The sequence below is a fragment of the Streptomyces sp. NPDC046465 genome, from assembly GCF_040646035.1.
Lineage (GTDB): Bacteria > Actinomycetota > Actinomycetes > Streptomycetales > Streptomycetaceae > Streptomyces.
Genome location: NZ_JBEYZK010000012.1, coordinates 1 through 15,656, shown reverse-complemented (window position 1 = coordinate 15,656; position 15,656 = coordinate 1). Strand labels below are relative to the sequence as shown.

Sequence of the window (15,656 nt, the reverse complement as noted above, 5' to 3'; positions counted from 1 at the left end):
ACCCACCCCTTCGTGTGACGGGTGAGCAAGACTCAGGGCAAGACTCAGGGCAGGACTCAGACGAACGAGTTGATCTCGATCGTCTCCGTACGGCCCGGACCCACGCCGATCGCGGAGATCGGCGCGCCGGACATCTCCTCCAGGGCCTTCACGTAACCCTGCGCGTTCTTCGGCAGGTCGGAGAAGGTCTGGGCCTTGGTGATGTCCTCGGACCAGCCGGGCAGCATCTCGTAGACCGGCTTCGCGTGGTGGAAGTCGGTCTGGTTGTACGGGAGCTCCTCGACGCGCTTGCCGTCGATCTCGTACGCCACGCAGACCGGGATCTGCTCCCAGCCGGTGAGGACGTCGAGCTTGGTGAGGAAGAAGTCCGTCAGGCCGTTCACGCGGGTCGCGTAGCGGGCGATCGGGGCGTCGAACCAGCCGCAGCGGCGGTCCCGTCCTGTGGTCACACCGCGCTCGCCGCCGATCGTGCGCAGCGCCTCGCCGTCCTTGTCGAACAGCTCCGTCGGGAACGGGCCCGCGCCGACGCGGGTCGTGTACGCCTTCAGGATGCCGATGACCCGGGTGATCTTCGTCGGGCCCACGCCCGTACCCGTGCAGGCGCCGCCCGCGGTCGGGTTCGAGGAGGTGACGAAGGGGTACGTGCCGTGGTCCACGTCCAGGAGCGTGCCCTGGCCGCCCTCGAACAGGACGACCTTGTCGTCGTCGAGCGCGTTGTTGAGGATCAGGGTCGTGTCGGCGACGTACTGCTTGATGTTCTCGCCGTGCTCCAGGAGCTGCTCGACGATCTGCTCCGTCTCGATGGCGCGACGGTTGAACACCTTGGTGAGCAGCTGGTTCTTCTGCTCGAGGGCCGCTTCGACCTTCTGCGTCAGGATCGACTCGTCGTAGAGGTCCTGGACGCGGATGCCGGTGCGGTTGATCTTGTCGGCGTAGGTCGGGCCGATGCCGCGGCCGGTGGTGCCGATCTTCCGCTTGCCGAGGAAGCGCTCGCCCACCTTGTCGACCGTGACGTTGTACGGCGTGATGATGTGCGCGTTGCCGCTGATCAGAAGCTTCGACGTGTCGACGCCGCGCTCGTTCAGACCGCTCAGCTCGGAGAGCAGGACCGACGGGTCGACGACGACTCCGTTGCCGATGACCGGGACACAGTCCGGGGAGAGGATCCCGGAAGGGAGGAGATGCAGCGCGTACTTCTGGTCACCTACGACGACCGTGTGGCCGGCGTTGTTGCCGCCCTGGTAGCGCACTACATAGTCCACGGAGCCACCGAGCAGGTCAGTGGCCTTTCCCTTGCCTTCGTCACCCCACTGAGCACCGAGCAGCACAAGTGCGGGCACAGGCGTACACCCCTTCCGGGCGGGGCATGTCCAAGGTCAGGGGCCGTAGCCGCCATATGGGTGTGCCTTGGATGCTGCCCCGGAATAGACGAAGCCCCTGGCGCAATAGCGCAAGGGGCTCTTGCACAAAGATGCTACCCGAGGTCTCAATGAACGGCTAAAAGAAAGGGCGCACGTTGTCGGCTCGCGACCAGCTCCTAGTCGTCATCGACCCGGTCGCCCGGCGCACGGACGGTGAGTCGGTACGGATCGCGAAGGATGTGCTCAGTGCGGGCGCGGCGGTCCGGGTCTGTCTGCCCGACGGCCCCGAGGACTTCACAAAAGCGCTGGCCAGGAGGGGTACGAGACGTCTCGTGGTGGTCGGCGACGACCGTGCGCTGCTGCGTGCGGTCGGCTCTCTCCACCGGGACAGGGAGCTCGCAGGATGCGCGCTTTCGGTCGTTCCTGTGGGCGCGTCGCAGACTCTCGCGCGAGGTCTCGGGGTGCCGCCCGGGGCGGTCGCCGCGGCGCGTGCGGTCCTCGAAGGGGCGGAGCGGCGGCTCGATCTGCTGGTGGACGACAGCGACGGGGTGGTCCTCGGGGATCTGCGGATTCCGCCGGTGGGAGCGGCCGAGGGCGGCGGGGGCGGGGCGGGCGTCCCCGCCGGTGGATTCGGTGCGGAGGGGAGCACAGGTGAGGGTGCGCGTATCTCCGCCCGTGCCGTGTCCCGGGTGACCGCCGGTGGCCCCGCCGAGGGTCACCCGTGGCTGCGGACCTGCCAGTCCTTCGTCCGCACGCTGGCCTCCCGGCCCTCGCGGCCGGTTCCCGGGGCGGGGCGCGGGCCCGCGCGGCTGCGGATCGAGGCGGACGGCGTGGTCCTCGTCGATCTGGACCAGCCGGTCGAGAGCGTCCGCGTGACCACGGTCGACGGTGGCCTGGCCCAGGTGGAGGTCCGGCCGGCCTCGGTGGGCGCGGAGGCGGCGCCGGTACGGGTACGGGCCGGAACGGTGACGGTCTCTGGCCCCGACTTCCGCTACCGCGCGGACGCGGTGGTGGCGGGCCCGGTCCGCACGCGCACGTGGACGGTGCATCCGCTGGCCTGGGGGCTCACGCTGCCGCGGTGAGAGCCTGTGTGGGCTCAGAGCCTGTGTGGGCTCAGACCTCGACCAGCAGCTCCTCAAGGCCGCGGATCACGAAGTTCGGCCTGCGGGGCGGGGGCGAGGCGAGGGTGAGGTGCGGGGCCCTGTGGAGCAGTGCCCGCAGCGATGCGGACAGTTCCATGCGGGCCAAGGGGGCGCCGATGCAGTAGTGGAGGCCCGCGCTGAAGGAGATGTGGGGGTTGTCGCGGCGGGCCAGGTCGAGGTCGGCGGGGCGGGCGAAGACCGCGGGGTCGTGGTTGGCCGCGCCGAAGAGGAGCGCGAGCTCCGCGCCGCGCGGGATGGTCACGCCGCCGATCTCGATGTCGTCGAGGACCCAGCGCTCGAAGAGCTGCAGCGGGGTGTCGTAGCGCATCAGCTCCTCGACGGCGGTGGGGACGAGGCCCCCGGGGTCCGCGCGCAGGGCGGCCAGCTGCGCGGGGTGGCGGAACAGCGCGTACCAGCCGTTGACCGTGGCGTTCACCGTCGCCTCGTGGCCCGCGTTCAGGAGGAGCACGCACGTCGAGATCATCTCCTGCTCGCTGAGCGTCTCCCCGTCCTCGTACGCCGCGATCAGGCCCGAGATCAGGTCGCCGCCCGGTTTCTCGCGCCGGACCGCGATCAGCTCCCGCAGGTAGGCGGTGAATTCGAGGGACGCCCGGACCGCCCGCACGGCCGTCTCCTCGGGCGGGTTCAGCTCGTACATGCCGCAGATCGCCGCCGACCAGGGGCGGAGCAGCGGCCTGTCGCTCTCCGGGACGCCCAGCATCTCGGCGATGACCGCGACGGGGAGCGGCTCGGCGACGCGCGCCGCGAGGTCCCCGCCGCCGTCCGCCACCAGGTCGCGCACCAGCCGGTCCGCCAAGCCCTCGACGTACGGCCGGAGCCGCTCGACCGTGCGCGGGGTGAACGCCTTCGACACCAGGCGCCGGATGCGGGTGTGCGTGGGCGCTTCGAGGTCGAGCATGCCGTTGTCATTGAGGACGTGGAACGGCTCGTGTCCGGGCGGCGGGGGCCTGCGCCCGAACTCCTCGTGCGTGAAGCGGTGCAGATAGGTGCGGCCGAGGCGCCGGTCGCGGAGCAGGGCCGCGACGTCCGCGTGGTGCGGGACCAGCCACTGGTCGGTGGGCGGGTGGTAGTGGACGCGGCCCGCCTCGCGCAGCCGCGCGTACGCCGGGTAGGGGTCGGCCAGGAACTCCGGTGACGAGGGGGCGAAGGCCCCGACCGCGTCGGTCGCTTCGGTCGCTTCGGTCGCGTCGGTCGCTTCGGTCGCTGCGTCCATGAAGGGACGCTAGACCCGTTCACCCCGGCGTGACCAGCCTCGCCTCGTACGCGAACACCGCCGCCTGGGTGCGGTCCCGCAGCCCCAGCTTCACCAGGACCCGGCTGACATGGGTCTTGATGGTGGATTCGGCGACCACGAGCCGGGAGGCGATCTCCGCGTTCGAGAGGCCCTGCGCGATGAGGACGAGGACCTCCGTCTCGCGTTCGGTGAGTTCGCCGTACTGCTGGGCCTGGACGGTCGCCGAGAGCCTCGGCGTCTCCGCGAGCTTCGAGAACTCCGTGATGAGGCGGCGCGTCACCGTGGGCGCGAGCAGCGCCTCGCCGGACGCCACCACCTTGACACCGTCCGCCAGTTGGCGTGCGGACGCGTCCTTGAGGAGGAAACCGGAGGCGCCCGCGCGCAGTGCCTGGTAGACGTACTCGTCGAGGTCGAAGGTGGTCAGGACGAGCACCTTGGATTCGCCGTCGGACGCGATGATCTCGCGGGTCGCCTCGATGCCGTTCATCTCGGGCATGCGGATGTCCATCAGGACGACGTCGGGGGCGAGCTCGCGGACGCGCCGCACCGCCTCGCGGCCGTTGACGGCCTCGCCGACGACCTCGATGTCGGGCATGGCGTTGAGGAGGACGGAGAAGCCTTCGCGGACCATCATCTGGTCGTCCGCGATCAGGACGCGGATCGTCATGCGAGGTCCTCCGCCGCCGGGTCGAGCCGGTCCGCGAGCGGCACCGGCAGGAAGACCGTGACCTCGTAACCGCCGTCGGCCGCCTGCTCCGCCGTCATCTCGCCGTTGAGCATCGCGACGCGTTCCCGCATGCCGGTGATGCCGTGCCCTGCGCCCGGCGACGGCTTGACCAGGCCGGTCGCGGGGCCGTTCACGATGCGCAGGCCGAGGCCGCCGAGGACGTAGCCGACCTCGACGCGGGCCGCGGCGCCCGGCGCGTGCCGCAGACTGTTGCTCAGCGCCTCCTGCACGATGCGGTACGCCGAGAGCTCCACGCCCTGCGGCAGTTCACGGGCCGCCCCGGTGACCACCTTGTCGACGGTCAGGCCCGCGTCGCGCACGTTGTCCAGGAGCCGGTCGAGGTCGGCGAGCGTGGGCTGCGGGGCGTCCGGCGCCTCGTAGTCCTCCGCCCGTACGACGCCGAGCACACGGCGCAGTTCGGTGAGCGCGGACACCGCGTTCTCGCGGATCGTCACGAACGCCTGCTCCAGCTCGGGCGGCGGGTTCTCCACGCGGTAGGGCGCGGCCTCCGCCTGGATCGCGACCACCGACATGTGGTGGGCGACGACGTCGTGCAGTTCGCGGGCGATGGTGGTGCGCTCCTCCAGGAGGGTGCGCTTGTCGCGCTCGATGGCGGTGACGGTGCGCTGCACGGTGACCTCGCGCTGCGCCTCGCGGCGCACGTGCACCACGGTGGTGACAAGGAGCGCGAGCGCGGAGAAGAACAGCATCTGCGGGCTGTCGCTGAAGGAGCCGCCGCCCAGGAACAGCTCGATGACGAGGGCGAACGCCGCCGTCGCGATCCACATCCATCCGGCGGTGCGCGGCCCCGTCCTGGCCGCCACCACGACCATCACCACGATGTGCGCGAAGAAGGCGGCGGGCGCCCACGGCCAGCCGTCCCAGCTGTCCCCGAGCGCACCCGTGAAGGGCGTGGAGAGCAGCGCGATCCAGAAGGCGCCGACCGGCCTGGCCAGCGTCATCAGGACCGCGACCCCGGGGATGAGACCGGTCAGCGCGTACGCGATGTAGTTGCTGTTGTGGCCCGTCCCGAAGGCGAGGAACACGGTGATCAGGGCGGCGGACACCACGAGGGCGTGCCGGGACCAGACCGCGTACGGCCGTATCCGCCGCGGCAGGCGGCTCCTCAGCGGTCCGTCCGGGCTGCCCGGCCGCAGCGGGCGGTAGTCGAAGGCCCGGTGGAACAGCGCGTCGCGCAGGCCGCCGACGACGCCCACCACCAGACGGTATTCGGGGCTTCTCTGGCCTCTGGCCTTGAGCGGATCAGTCATCTCGGTCACGTCTACGACGGTACGGGGGCTCCGGCGCGGGGGCGTCCATAGCAAGAGGGGTTCTGGGGGGTCCGTCCCGAGTACTACTCGTCGCCCGTGCCGGTCAAGGATTCGGGGCTCTGCCCCGGGCCCCGGGCCTCAATCGCCGGACGGCTTTCCGGGGCGGACCACGCCCGACTCGTACGCGAACACCGCCGCCTGGGTGCGGTCGCGCAGGCCCAGCTTCACCAGGATGCGGCCCACGTGGGTCTTCACGGTCTGCTCGGCGACGACCAGGCGGGCCGCGATCTCCGCGTTCGACAGGCCCCGCGCGATCAGGGCGAGGACCTCCGTCTCGCGTTCGGTGAGCTCGCCCACCCGGGACCTGAGGGGGCCGCGCGGGGCGCCGTCCATGCGGGAGAACTCGGCGATGAGGCGCCGGGTGATGCCGGGCGCGAGCAGCGCGTCGCCCGCGGCCACCACGCGGACGGCCTCGGCGAGCTGGTGCGCGGAGGCGTCCTTCAGGAGGAAGCCGGAGGCGCCCGCGCGCAGCGCCTCGTACACGTACTCGTCGAGGTCGAAGGTGGTCAGGACCAGGACGCGCACATCGGGCTGTGCGGCCGTGATGCGGCGGGTGGCCTCGATGCCGCTCAGCTCGGGCATGCGGATGTCCATCAGGACCACGTCCGGCGCGAGCTCGGCGACCTGGGCCACCGCGTCCGCGCCGTCGACGGCCTGGCCGGTCACCTCGATGTCCGGCTCCGCGTCGAGCAGGACGGAGAAGCCCTGTCTGACCATGATCTGGTCGTCGGCGATCAGCACGCGGATCGTCATGGTCGGCTCTCTCTGTCGGTGGCGTTGGTGGCGCTATTGGCGTCAGCGGCGTTCGCGGGCAGGAAGGCGGAGACCTCGTAGCCGCCGTCCGGGGTGGGGCCGGTGGCGAGGTCGCCGCCCAGCATCGCGGCCCGCTCGCGCATGCCGAGCAGACCGTGGCCCGCGCCGGGCGAGGGCGGCGCCTTCGAGCGGGCGCCGGAGTCGGTGACGCGGACGCGAAGGCCGCCGCGCGCGTACGCGAGCTCGATCCGCACCGTCGAGCCCGGCGCGTGCCGCATCGCGTTGCTGAGCGCCTCCTGCACGATGCGGTACGCCGACAGGTCCACGCCGGGCGGCAGCGGGCGCGGCACGCCGGTGTTCTCGCGGTGCACGGTCAGACCGCCCGCGCGCGCGTTGTCGAGGAGGCCGTCCAGGCGGCCGAGGGTGGGCAGCGGGGCCTGCGGCGCGGCCTCGGGCGCGCCGGGGGTGCCGGGGTCCTCCGCGCGCAGGACGCCGAGGACGCGGCGCAGTTCGGTGAGGGCTTCGAGGGCGTTCTCGCGGATGCCGTCGAGGTTCTCCCTGAGCGCGTCGGGCGGGTCCTTCACGAGGTGCGGGGCGACCTGGGCCTGGATGGAGATCACGGACATGTGGTGGGCGACGACGTCGTGCAGTTCGCGGGCGATGCGGCTGCGCTCCTCCAGGAGGGTGCGGCGGGCCCGCTCCTCGGCGGTGAGCGTCTCCTGCTCGACGAGCCGGGTACGGGTCTCGCGGCGGCCGTGCAGCAGCGTGCCGACGAGGGTGAGGACGCCGAAGACGATCGCCGCGAGGGGCACGGTGGTGTCGTACGGGCCCGGCCCCTTGTTGCTCGACTGCTGCAACAGGAGCGGGACGCCGACGGCGAGGGCGCAGGCCGCCCAGGCGGCCCGGGGCGGCAGCCGCAGCGCGAGCAGCAGTGTGACCGTCGCGTGTGCGATCAGCGCGGGCGGCCCCCACGGCCAGGGTTCGGCCCCGTGGCCGGTCGGCAGGCTCGCCACGGCGGCGGCGTAGGTGCTCGCCGCGAGGGACAGCCACCACGCGGGGACCGGGCGCACCAGGGCGAGGACCACGGCGCCGCCCTGTAGCAGCGCGAGGAACGTGCCGTGCGTGTACCCGATGTGATAGCGCTCCGACAGCTGGTCGAAGTTGCCGACGGTCGTGCCGACGGCGATGCAGACGATCACGACGTGCGGGGCCCAGCGCAGCAGCCGCGGGCGCCGAAGCGGCGGCAGCCGCATCGCCGCCACCGTCCCCAGCTCTGCGCGCAGGCCCTTGAGGCCCGCGGCGACGACCCCGCCGAACCGCTCCCCGTCACCGCTCCCGCGGCCCCCGCCGTTCCCCCCACCGTTCACAAGATCAACCCTAGACACGCCGCGCCCTCCTCACTCCCCCGGCCCCGACCCCGAACCCGCCGCCCCGCTCGTACGTGCCGAACGCCGCCCAGCACACCGCGAGCCCGACCGCGAACACCGGCAGCCAGGCGAGGCGGGCCAGCACCCAGCCCCAGCCGTCCGGCGCCGTGTGCAGTCCGGGCAGCGGGCCGTCGGCGAGCAGACCGAGCGCGGTGACCGCCATCAGTGCCGTCTGGTGCCAGAGGAATATCGTCATCGCGGAGAGGTTCGTCAGCGCCACCGCCGCCCACGCCGCGGGGGAGCGCGTCCACCGGGCCAGGGGCTCCCGCAGCAGGATCGCCAGGCCGCACTGGGCGAGGCCGAAGGCGACGGCCGCCAGCGTGGGCGGGTTCAGGTTCGACACCGCCGCGCCCGGGACGCCCACCATCGAGGCGGGGTAGCGCGCGAGCAGGACGAGCCCGGCGGCCGCCGCCGCGCCGCCCACCAGGAGCACCCGGCCCGAGCGCCGCGTCAGCTCGCCCCGCGCCCAGGCCGCGCCCAGCGTCCACGGCACGAGCCAGCCCGCCGCCAGGTTGACCCAGCCGAGCCGGGCCGGGCCGTCGAGGCCGAACCGTACGAGGTCCACGTGCAGGACGACGGCGAGCGGCCACAGCGGGTGGAGCCGCCGCACCAGGGGCGTGAGTGCGGTGAGCCCGGCGAAGACCAGCAGGAACCACAGGGGCGAGAGCGCCAGCTTGACCAGCGTGTGCACGGTGTCCGGGTCGGCGCCCGACAGGACCAGGCCCGTGCCGACGGCCGTCCACAGCGCGAGCACGGCGGCGACCGGCCGGAAGAGGCGGCCGAGGCGGGCCGCGAGCCACGGCCGGTATCCGGTGCGTCCGGTGCCGTGCGCACGGGCCGACGCGTGGCTCTTCGTCGCCACGTACCCGCCGACCAGGAAGAACACGGCGAGCGTCTGGAAGATCCAGGAGAGGGGCGCGAGCCACGGCTGGTGCCGCAGCGGGCTCGCGGCGCGCAGGACGCCGCCGTCCGACACCAGGGCGGTGACCAGCCAGTGCCCGCCGACCACGCCGAGGATGGCGAGGGCCCGCAGGGCGTCGAGGCCGCGGTCCCTGCCGGGGGGTGTGGCGGCGTCGACGTGCCGGGCGAGTGCGGAGAGGCGCTTGGCGGAGAGGCGCAGTGTGGAGAGACGCTGTGTGGAGAGACGCTCACGCATGGCTGACCTCCGGTCCGTCGCCGCGCGCGATCCGGGCGAGGTTGCCGAGCGGTACGGATCCCGGCTTCAGGTAGTCGCTGTGGCCGCCGTCGCCCGCCGCGAAGACGCGGGCGCCGAAGTGGCCGGAGACGGGGTCGGTGCCGAAGCCGACGGCGGTGCCGAAGAGGCCGAGGCTGGTGTGCGGCACGTCGGCGATCCAGTCGTCGGCGCCGCGGCCCGCCCAGATCCGGGCCCCGGTGTTCAGGTCGCCCGCCGTGTCGACGCCGGTGCCGGGGCTGCCGTAGAGCGCGATGTCGGCGACGTCCAGGCCACGCGGCCCCGAAGCGGCGGCGGCGCACACCACCGAGCCGTACGAGTGGCAGAGCAGGGAGAGGCGGGCGTCGGCGTTGATGCCGTGCAGGGCGCCGACGAAGGAACGCAGCGCGGGCGCCGCCTCCTCGGCGCGGCCCGTCGTCAGGACGGCGGGGCTGACCGTGCCCGGCGTCTCGTATCCGAGCCAGGCCACGACGGCCGTGCGGGGTCCGGCCGCCGCGTGCAGGGCGAGGGCGCCGGAGCGCAGCCTGCCGTACGAGTCGAGGGAGGTGTCGGAGCCCGGCACCAGGACGGCGACGCGGTCCGCCGCCGCCAGGTCGCCGAAGACCTCGGCGGTGCGGCCCGTGCCGCGCCCGTCGAAGGTGAGGAACCGCCGGTCGGGCGCGGCCATGGCGCGCAGCACGGCGGCCCGTCCCGTGGCGCCGTACCCGTCGGCGAGGGCCGCCGCCTCGGTGGCGTTGGCCCGGTTCGCGGCATACGCGGCGGGAAGCGCCGCCGCCGTGACGCGGCCGAGGGAGGCGGGGGCGGGGGCCGGGATCTCGGGGCGGGCGGCGCCCGACACCGGAATCACCACGGCGGCCGCGACCCCGGCGGCCAGCAGAGTGCGGCGCAGCCGTCCGGCCCGGATCTTCATCGTGCGTGTCCCTTCCGCCGTTTCGCGGGTCGGTGCTCCGACTCGCTTCCACGGAAGGGAAGTTATGGATCAGTCTCTGTCGCTCACATCCCGCTGGGGTATACAGCCGCGGGGTAGCTCTCAGGTATGACGGGTATCCCCCACGGGTGACCCATCGCCCCGTCGCCGCAGGTCAGAACGCCAGTTGCGCGATCTCTTCGGCGACCACCGCGCAGGCGTCCGCCGCCGGGTCGATCAGCGGGAAGTGCCCCACGTCCTCCAGGAGCGTGAGCCCCACGACCTCGCCCGACTTCGCGGCCGCGTCGGCGTACGCCTCGGCCACCGCCTGCGGCACGACGATGTCCGTGCGCCCCTGTACGACGGTCGTGGCGATGCCCGTCGGGAGCAGTGCGGCCGGGTCGGCATACGGCAGCCGTTCCTCGAACCGCGCGGCCCCGCCCAGGAGTTGGGACGGGGCACCGTCGCAGACGGCCAGCTCCTCGGCGACGCGGAAGTCCGCGATCGGCGCGAGCGCGACGACGCCGCGCAGCGGGGCCGGGCGGCCGGTGTGCCAGGGCGCGTCGGCGGGCAGCACGTGCCGTGCGGCCGCCCAGAGGGCGAGGTGGCCGCCCGCGGAGTGCCCGGTCACCACGGTGCGGCGCGGGTCGGCGGCGGGCAGGGCGACGCGGGCGAGCGCGGGCAGCGCGTCGAGGGCGGCGGCCACGTCGTCGAAGGTCTCCGGCCAGCGCCCGGCGACCGGGGAGGTGCCGCCCTGCACGGGGATCGGACTGCCCCTGCGGTACTCGACGTTGGCCACCGCGAAGCCGCGGCGGGCGAGGAAGTCCGCGAACGGGGTGATGTGGTGCCGGTCGTAGGGCGCCCGCCACGCGCCGCCGTGCAGGAGGACGACGAGGGGCGCGGGACGGCCCGCGGGGCCTTTGGGGGCGTAGAAGTCGATGACCTGGTCGGGGTGTTCCCCGTATGCGGCGGTCGTGTCCGGCTCCACGACGGGATGCGCGAAGGCGGCGTCGGCCTCGGCGGCATCGCGGGCCACGGCGGCGTCGTCCGGCATGCGGCAACCTCTCAACGGCAGTGCGGCTGGCGGCACTGCCCCCGCTTCTCCGGTTCTACGGTTCTCCGGTTCTCCGGTTCTCCGGTTCTCCGGTTCTCCGGTTCTCCGGTTCTCCGGTTCTCCGGTTCTCCGGGAGCCGGAAACGCGGGAGCCGGAAACGCGGGGGCAAGATCCGCCGGACGCTATCAGTCCAGCGTGTCCGCAAGCACCCGAGCGGCCCTCTCGGCATCGCCGAAGGAGACGTACAGCGGCGTGAACCCGAAGCGCAGCACGTCAGGCGCCCGGTAGTCACCGACCACACCCCGCTCGATGAGACGGCGCATCACGTCGCCCGCTCCCGCACAGCGGAGCGCGACCTGGCTGCCGCGCTCGGCGTGCGCGGCCGGAGTGAGGGACTCCACGCGCCCCTGGGGCACGTACGCCCCGACGCACCGCAGGAAGAAGTCGGTCAGGGCGAGCGACTTGGCGCGCACGGCGTCGACGCCGACGCCGTCCCAGACGTCGAGCGCCGCCTCCAGGGCGAGCATCGACAGGATGTCCGGGGTGCCGACGCGCCCACGCACCGCCCCGTCCGCCGCCGCGAACCCGGGCCGCATCCCGAAGGGTTCGGCGTGCGAGTTCCAGCCGGGCAGGGGGGAGTCGAAGCGGGGCTGCAGATCCGCGCGTACGTAGAGGTAGGCGGGCGAACCCGGGCCCCCGTTCAGGTACTTGTAGGTGCACCCGACCGCGAGGTCCACGCCGTGCTCGTCGAGGCCGACGGGCAGGGCCCCCGCGGTATGGCAGAGGTCCCAGACCACGAGCGCGCCCGCGTCGTGCACGGCCCGCGTCAGGCCGGGCAGGTCGTGCAGGCGCCCGGTGCGGTAGTCCGCGTGGTTGAGCAGGACGGCGGCGGTGCGCTCGCCGAGGACGCCCGGCACGTCACCGGGGGCCACCGGGACGATCCGGCAGCCGGTGAGGCGGGCCGCCGACTCGGCGATGTACCCGTCCGTGGGGAACGTCGTGGCGTCGACGACGATCTCGTCGCGCCCCTCGTCCGCGGCACGGGCAATGCGGACGGCGGCCACCACGGCCTTGAAGACGTTCACGCTGGTGGAGTCGCCGACCACGATCTGTCCCGGTGCGGCGCCGACCAGCGGGGCGATGCGGTCGCCGATGCGCTCGGGCGCGGTCCACCAGCCGCTCTCGTCCCAGGATCGGATGCGCAGCTCGCCCCACTGACGGCTGATGACGTCGGCCACCCGGCCCGGCACGTGCGCGGGCAGCGCGCCCAGGGAGTTGCCGTCCAGGTAGACGGTCTCGTCGAGGACGAACAGCTCGCGCTTGTCCCGCAGTCCGTCGTCGGCGTCCAGCTTCGCCGCCTCGGCCGTGAGGTCCGCCTCGGCCACGAGGTCCGGCACGGTCGTGAGGTCCGGCACGGCGCCGGAACGGGCGTCAGACATGGCTCCTCGCAGTCCACAGCTCGGGGAACACGTTCTTCGCCGCCCGCTTCTCCAGCCACGCCACACCGGCGGAGCCGCCCGTGCCCGTCTTGGCGCCCATCGCGCGGCGGGTGGCGACGAGGTGGTCGTTGCGCCAGCGCCAGACCAGCTCGGCGACGTCCGTCAACGTCTCGCCGAGGCGGGCGAGTTCGCCGCTCTCGTCGCCGGAGTAGAGCTCGGTCCAGACGGCCTCGACCTCGGGCGAAGGATCGTACTTCTTGGTGAGGTCACGCTGCAGGACGGCGTCCGGTATCGCGTACCCGCGCCGGGCGAGGAGGCTGAGCACCTCGTCGTACAGGCTCGGATCCTGCAGCGCCTTCTCCAGCTCCGCGTGGACGCGCGGCGCGCCCCGGTGCGGGACGAGCATGGACGCGGACTTGTCGCCGAGCAGGAACTCCATGCGGCGGTACATCGCGGACTGGAAGCCGGACCCCTCGCCGAGCGCACCGCGGTAGGAGTTGAACTGGGCGGGGGTGAGCTGGGCGAGCGGGTGCCAGGAGGCGTTCAGGGCCTCCAGCTCGCGCAGGCTGCGCTTGAGCGCGTTCTGCGCCACGGGGATGTCGTCGCGGCGCAGGGCGTGCGCGGCGGTCTCCCACTCGTGGACGATCACCGTGAACCACAGCTCCATGACCTGGGTGGTGACCAGGAAGACCATCTCGCCGGGGTCGTCCGAGCGGAGGTGCTGCAGGTGGGTGAGGACGTCCGCCTGGACGTAGTCCTCGTACGGGGTGGTTCCCGCGAAGTCGAGGTTCGGGCTCTCCGCCTCGGGGACCTCGGTGGACGCGCGCTCCTCGTGGGATGCCTCGGGCGTCTCTGGGGACATCGCTGTCTCCTCGATACGTACTCCGGGTAGCGGTCCGCCCCTGCCGTTACCGACACGGGGGCCCCGGTCCCCACGGGAATCTTCTGCAACTTTCCCGGAATCGGCAAGGGCTCGGATACCCCGTACAGCAGCAATAGCTTGATGCTGCTGTCGGCCGCAAGAGTGGGCCAACGAGGGCGGCCCCTATCCCACCGCCCGGCGACGCTCCCGGCACGCCCGCAGATGGGCGGCGTTCCCGCAGCCGCGCACCGAGTGCCAGACGCCGCTGTTGTTGCGGGAGCGGTCGTAGAACGCGGCGGCGCAGTATTCGTTGCGGCAGATCTTCAGCCGCCGCCAGAGGCCCATGGCCTGGGCGAGCAGCCCCTCGGCGAGGACGGCGGAGGCCAGCCAGCGCGCGCCCGCGCCCTCCGGCTCCACGGACAGGGCGCCGTCCCCCGAGAGCCCGACCACGATCGGCGCGGACGTGAACCGCACCGCTTCGCCGTCCTGGTCGTCCGCGGCCAGCGCGCGGCGCAGCTGGTCGCGCAGGCAGCGCAGATCCGGCAGGTCACCGGCGGTCAGGGCCAGGTGTACGTCGCCCCGCCCGGTCTCCGCCGCCCAGGACCGTACGGCCAGGTCGGCCCACTCCTGGGCAGGGCCGAGGGCTCCGTCGGCGATCAGATCGACGGAGTCGGGGGAGTCGGGATGGCCGGCGGGCGCGGTGTTCAGGAGCTCCTGAACGAGGGCGAGGCCGCCGGGCGCGGGGGTCAGACGGAGGCGCTCGGTCGCGGGCCAGTTCATGTCCTTCACCGTACCGCCTCGACATCGACATGGGTAAAGGGCTTACAGTGCTGTCAGACGCGTATGCCTCTGTTCGCGCCGGAAGCCCTGCAGAATCGCTGCAGAATCGCCAGGAGACCGCATGGGAACCATGGAAGACACCACGGACAACACCGTGGACGACACCACGGAAAACACCACGGAAAACACCACCTCACGAGCCGCGAACATCCTCGGCCGCCCCTTCGACATCAACGGCCTCACCCTCCGCAACCGCATCGCCATGGCGCCCATGACCCGCGAGTTCTCGCCGGACGGCGTACCCGGCGCGGACGTCGCGGAGTACTACGCGCGGCGCGCCGCGGGCGGCGTCGGCCTGATCATCACCGAGGGCACGTACGTCGACCACGCGTCGGCGGGCAGCAGCCACCGCATCCCGCACTTCTACGGCGAGGACGCGCTCGCGGGCTGGCGCCGGGTCGCCGACACCGTGCACGCGGCGGGCGGCCGGATCGTCCCGCAGCTCTGGCACGTCGGCGCGACCCGCGACGAGGGCCAGGGCCCCATACCCTCCGCGCCCCCCGCGGGCCCCTCCGGCCTCGCCCTGGACGGCGCCGCCAAGGGCCACGCGATGACGGGCGCCGACATCGACGCGGTGATCGGCGCCTTCGCCGACAGCGCCGCCGCCGCCGAGCGGAACGGCTTCGACGGCATCGAACTGCACGGGGCGCACGGCTACTTGATCGACCAGTTCCTCTGGGGCACCACCAACCGCCGCACCGACGGCTACGGCGGCGACCTCGCGTCCCGCACCCGCTTCGCCGCGGAGATCGTCGAGGCGGTCCGCGCGGTGGTCTCGCCGACGTTCCCCGTGATCTTCCGCCTCTCCCAGTGGAAGGACCACGCCTTCGACGCGAAGCTGGCCGCGGACCCGACCGAACTCGACGCCCTGCTCACCCCGTTGGCGACGGCAGGCGTCGACGCCTTCCACGCCTCCACGCGCCGCTACTGGCTCCCCGAGTTCGACGGCGCGGACCTCAACCTCGCGGGCTGGGTCAAGAAGCTCACAGGAAAGGCCGCGCTGTCCGTGGGCTCGGTCGGCCTCGACAAGGAGTTCATCGGCCCCCAGGGCTTCGCCAAGGAAAGCGCGTCGACCGGCATCGACCTGCTCCTGGACCGCATGGAGCGCGACGAGTTCGACGTCATAGCGGTGGGCCGCGCCCTGATCGCGGACCCCGAATGGGCAGACAAGGCGCTGACAAGCCGCTTGAACGAGGCAGCCCCGTACGACGCGGGCATGCTGCGCACGCTGATCTGAGTTCGTCCGGCGCCGGAGAGTCTCAGCCCGTCCGGCGCTTGAGGACGAGCCCGCAGGGCGATCTCAGCCCGTCCGGCGCTTGAGGACGAGGCCGTCCAGGCCGAAAAAACGGGGGCCCGGGGGCAGAGC

The 15,656-nt window shown here is 72.8% G+C and carries 14 protein-coding genes; 2 read left to right on the top strand and 12 right to left on the bottom strand.

Annotated features, from left to right (window positions below; all coding sequences use genetic code 11):
• Positions 1 to 56: 56 nt before the first annotated feature.
• Entirely contained in the window at positions 57 to 1,340 is a 1,284-nt protein-coding gene (locus ABZ953_RS19600; protein ID WP_361725160.1) for an adenylosuccinate synthase, read from the bottom strand.
• Positions 1,341 to 1,516: 176 nt separating this feature from the next.
• Between ABZ953_RS19600 and ABZ953_RS19595 the strand changes: the two genes are divergently transcribed.
• Positions 1,517 to 2,443 carry a diacylglycerol kinase family protein gene (locus ABZ953_RS19595; protein ID WP_361725157.1) on the top strand — a complete coding sequence of 309 codons (927 nt, stop codon included), beginning with the start codon at positions 1,517 to 1,519 and terminating at the stop codon, positions 2,441 to 2,443.
• A gap of 31 nt (positions 2,444 to 2,474) precedes the next feature.
• Here the strand turns inward: ABZ953_RS19595 and ABZ953_RS19590 are convergent, their stop codons facing one another.
• The 11 genes from ABZ953_RS19590 to ABZ953_RS19540 form a co-directional block, all read right to left on the bottom strand.
• Positions 2,475 to 3,737 (bottom strand): cytochrome P450, encoded by a 1,263-nt coding sequence (locus ABZ953_RS19590; protein ID WP_361725154.1) that lies wholly within the window; start codon positions 3,735 to 3,737, stop codon positions 2,475 to 2,477.
• A gap of 19 nt (positions 3,738 to 3,756) precedes the next feature.
• On the bottom strand, positions 3,757 to 4,425 hold the full coding sequence (locus tag ABZ953_RS19585) for a response regulator transcription factor (protein WP_361725151.1): 669 nt from the start codon (positions 4,423 to 4,425) through the stop codon (positions 3,757 to 3,759).
• Positions 4,422 to 5,756, bottom strand: a complete 1,335-nt coding sequence (locus tag ABZ953_RS19580; protein WP_361725881.1) for a sensor histidine kinase — start codon at positions 5,754 to 5,756, stop codon at positions 4,422 to 4,424. The genes ABZ953_RS19585 and ABZ953_RS19580 overlap by 4 nt, the downstream gene beginning before the upstream one ends.
• A 138-nt stretch (positions 5,757 to 5,894) precedes the next feature.
• On the bottom strand, positions 5,895 to 6,569 hold the full coding sequence (locus ABZ953_RS19575) for a response regulator transcription factor (RefSeq protein WP_361725148.1): 675 nt from the start codon (positions 6,567 to 6,569) through the stop codon (positions 5,895 to 5,897).
• Complete coding sequence (locus tag ABZ953_RS19570) at positions 6,566 to 7,936, bottom strand: sensor histidine kinase (protein WP_361725145.1); 1,371 nt, start codon at positions 7,934 to 7,936, stop codon at positions 6,566 to 6,568. The genes ABZ953_RS19575 and ABZ953_RS19570 overlap by 4 nt, the downstream gene beginning before the upstream one ends.
• A 10-nt stretch (positions 7,937 to 7,946) precedes the next feature.
• Entirely contained in the window at positions 7,947 to 9,152 is a 1,206-nt protein-coding gene (locus ABZ953_RS19565; protein WP_361725142.1) for an acyltransferase, read from the bottom strand.
• Positions 9,145 to 10,098, bottom strand: a complete 954-nt coding sequence (locus ABZ953_RS19560; RefSeq protein WP_361725139.1) for an alpha/beta hydrolase — start codon at positions 10,096 to 10,098, stop codon at positions 9,145 to 9,147. Before ABZ953_RS19560 ends, ABZ953_RS19565 begins: the two co-directional genes overlap by 8 nt.
• Before the next feature lie 172 nt (positions 10,099 to 10,270).
• On the bottom strand, positions 10,271 to 11,149 hold the full coding sequence (locus ABZ953_RS19555) for an alpha/beta hydrolase (RefSeq protein WP_361725136.1): 879 nt from the start codon (positions 11,147 to 11,149) through the stop codon (positions 10,271 to 10,273).
• A gap of 185 nt (positions 11,150 to 11,334) precedes the next feature.
• On the bottom strand, positions 11,335 to 12,588 hold the full coding sequence (gene kynU, locus ABZ953_RS19550) for a kynureninase (RefSeq protein WP_361725133.1): 1,254 nt from the start codon (positions 12,586 to 12,588) through the stop codon (positions 11,335 to 11,337).
• The gene (locus ABZ953_RS19545; protein ID WP_361725130.1) at positions 12,581 to 13,450 is read right to left on the bottom strand and encodes a tryptophan 2,3-dioxygenase family protein; all 870 of its coding nucleotides are present in this window, start codon (positions 13,448 to 13,450) and stop codon (positions 12,581 to 12,583) included. Before ABZ953_RS19545 ends, kynU begins: the two co-directional genes overlap by 8 nt.
• Before the next feature lie 183 nt (positions 13,451 to 13,633).
• Positions 13,634 to 14,230, bottom strand: coding sequence for a CGNR zinc finger domain-containing protein (locus ABZ953_RS19540; RefSeq protein ID WP_361725127.1), 597 nt, complete (start codon positions 14,228 to 14,230; stop codon positions 13,634 to 13,636).
• A 130-nt stretch (positions 14,231 to 14,360) separates the two neighbouring features.
• Between ABZ953_RS19540 and ABZ953_RS19535 the strand changes: the two genes are divergently transcribed.
• A complete protein-coding gene (locus ABZ953_RS19535) occupies positions 14,361 to 15,527 on the top strand; it encodes an NADH:flavin oxidoreductase (protein ID WP_361725878.1) in 1,167 nt (388 codons plus the stop codon).
• Positions 15,528 to 15,656 lie beyond the last annotated feature (129 nt).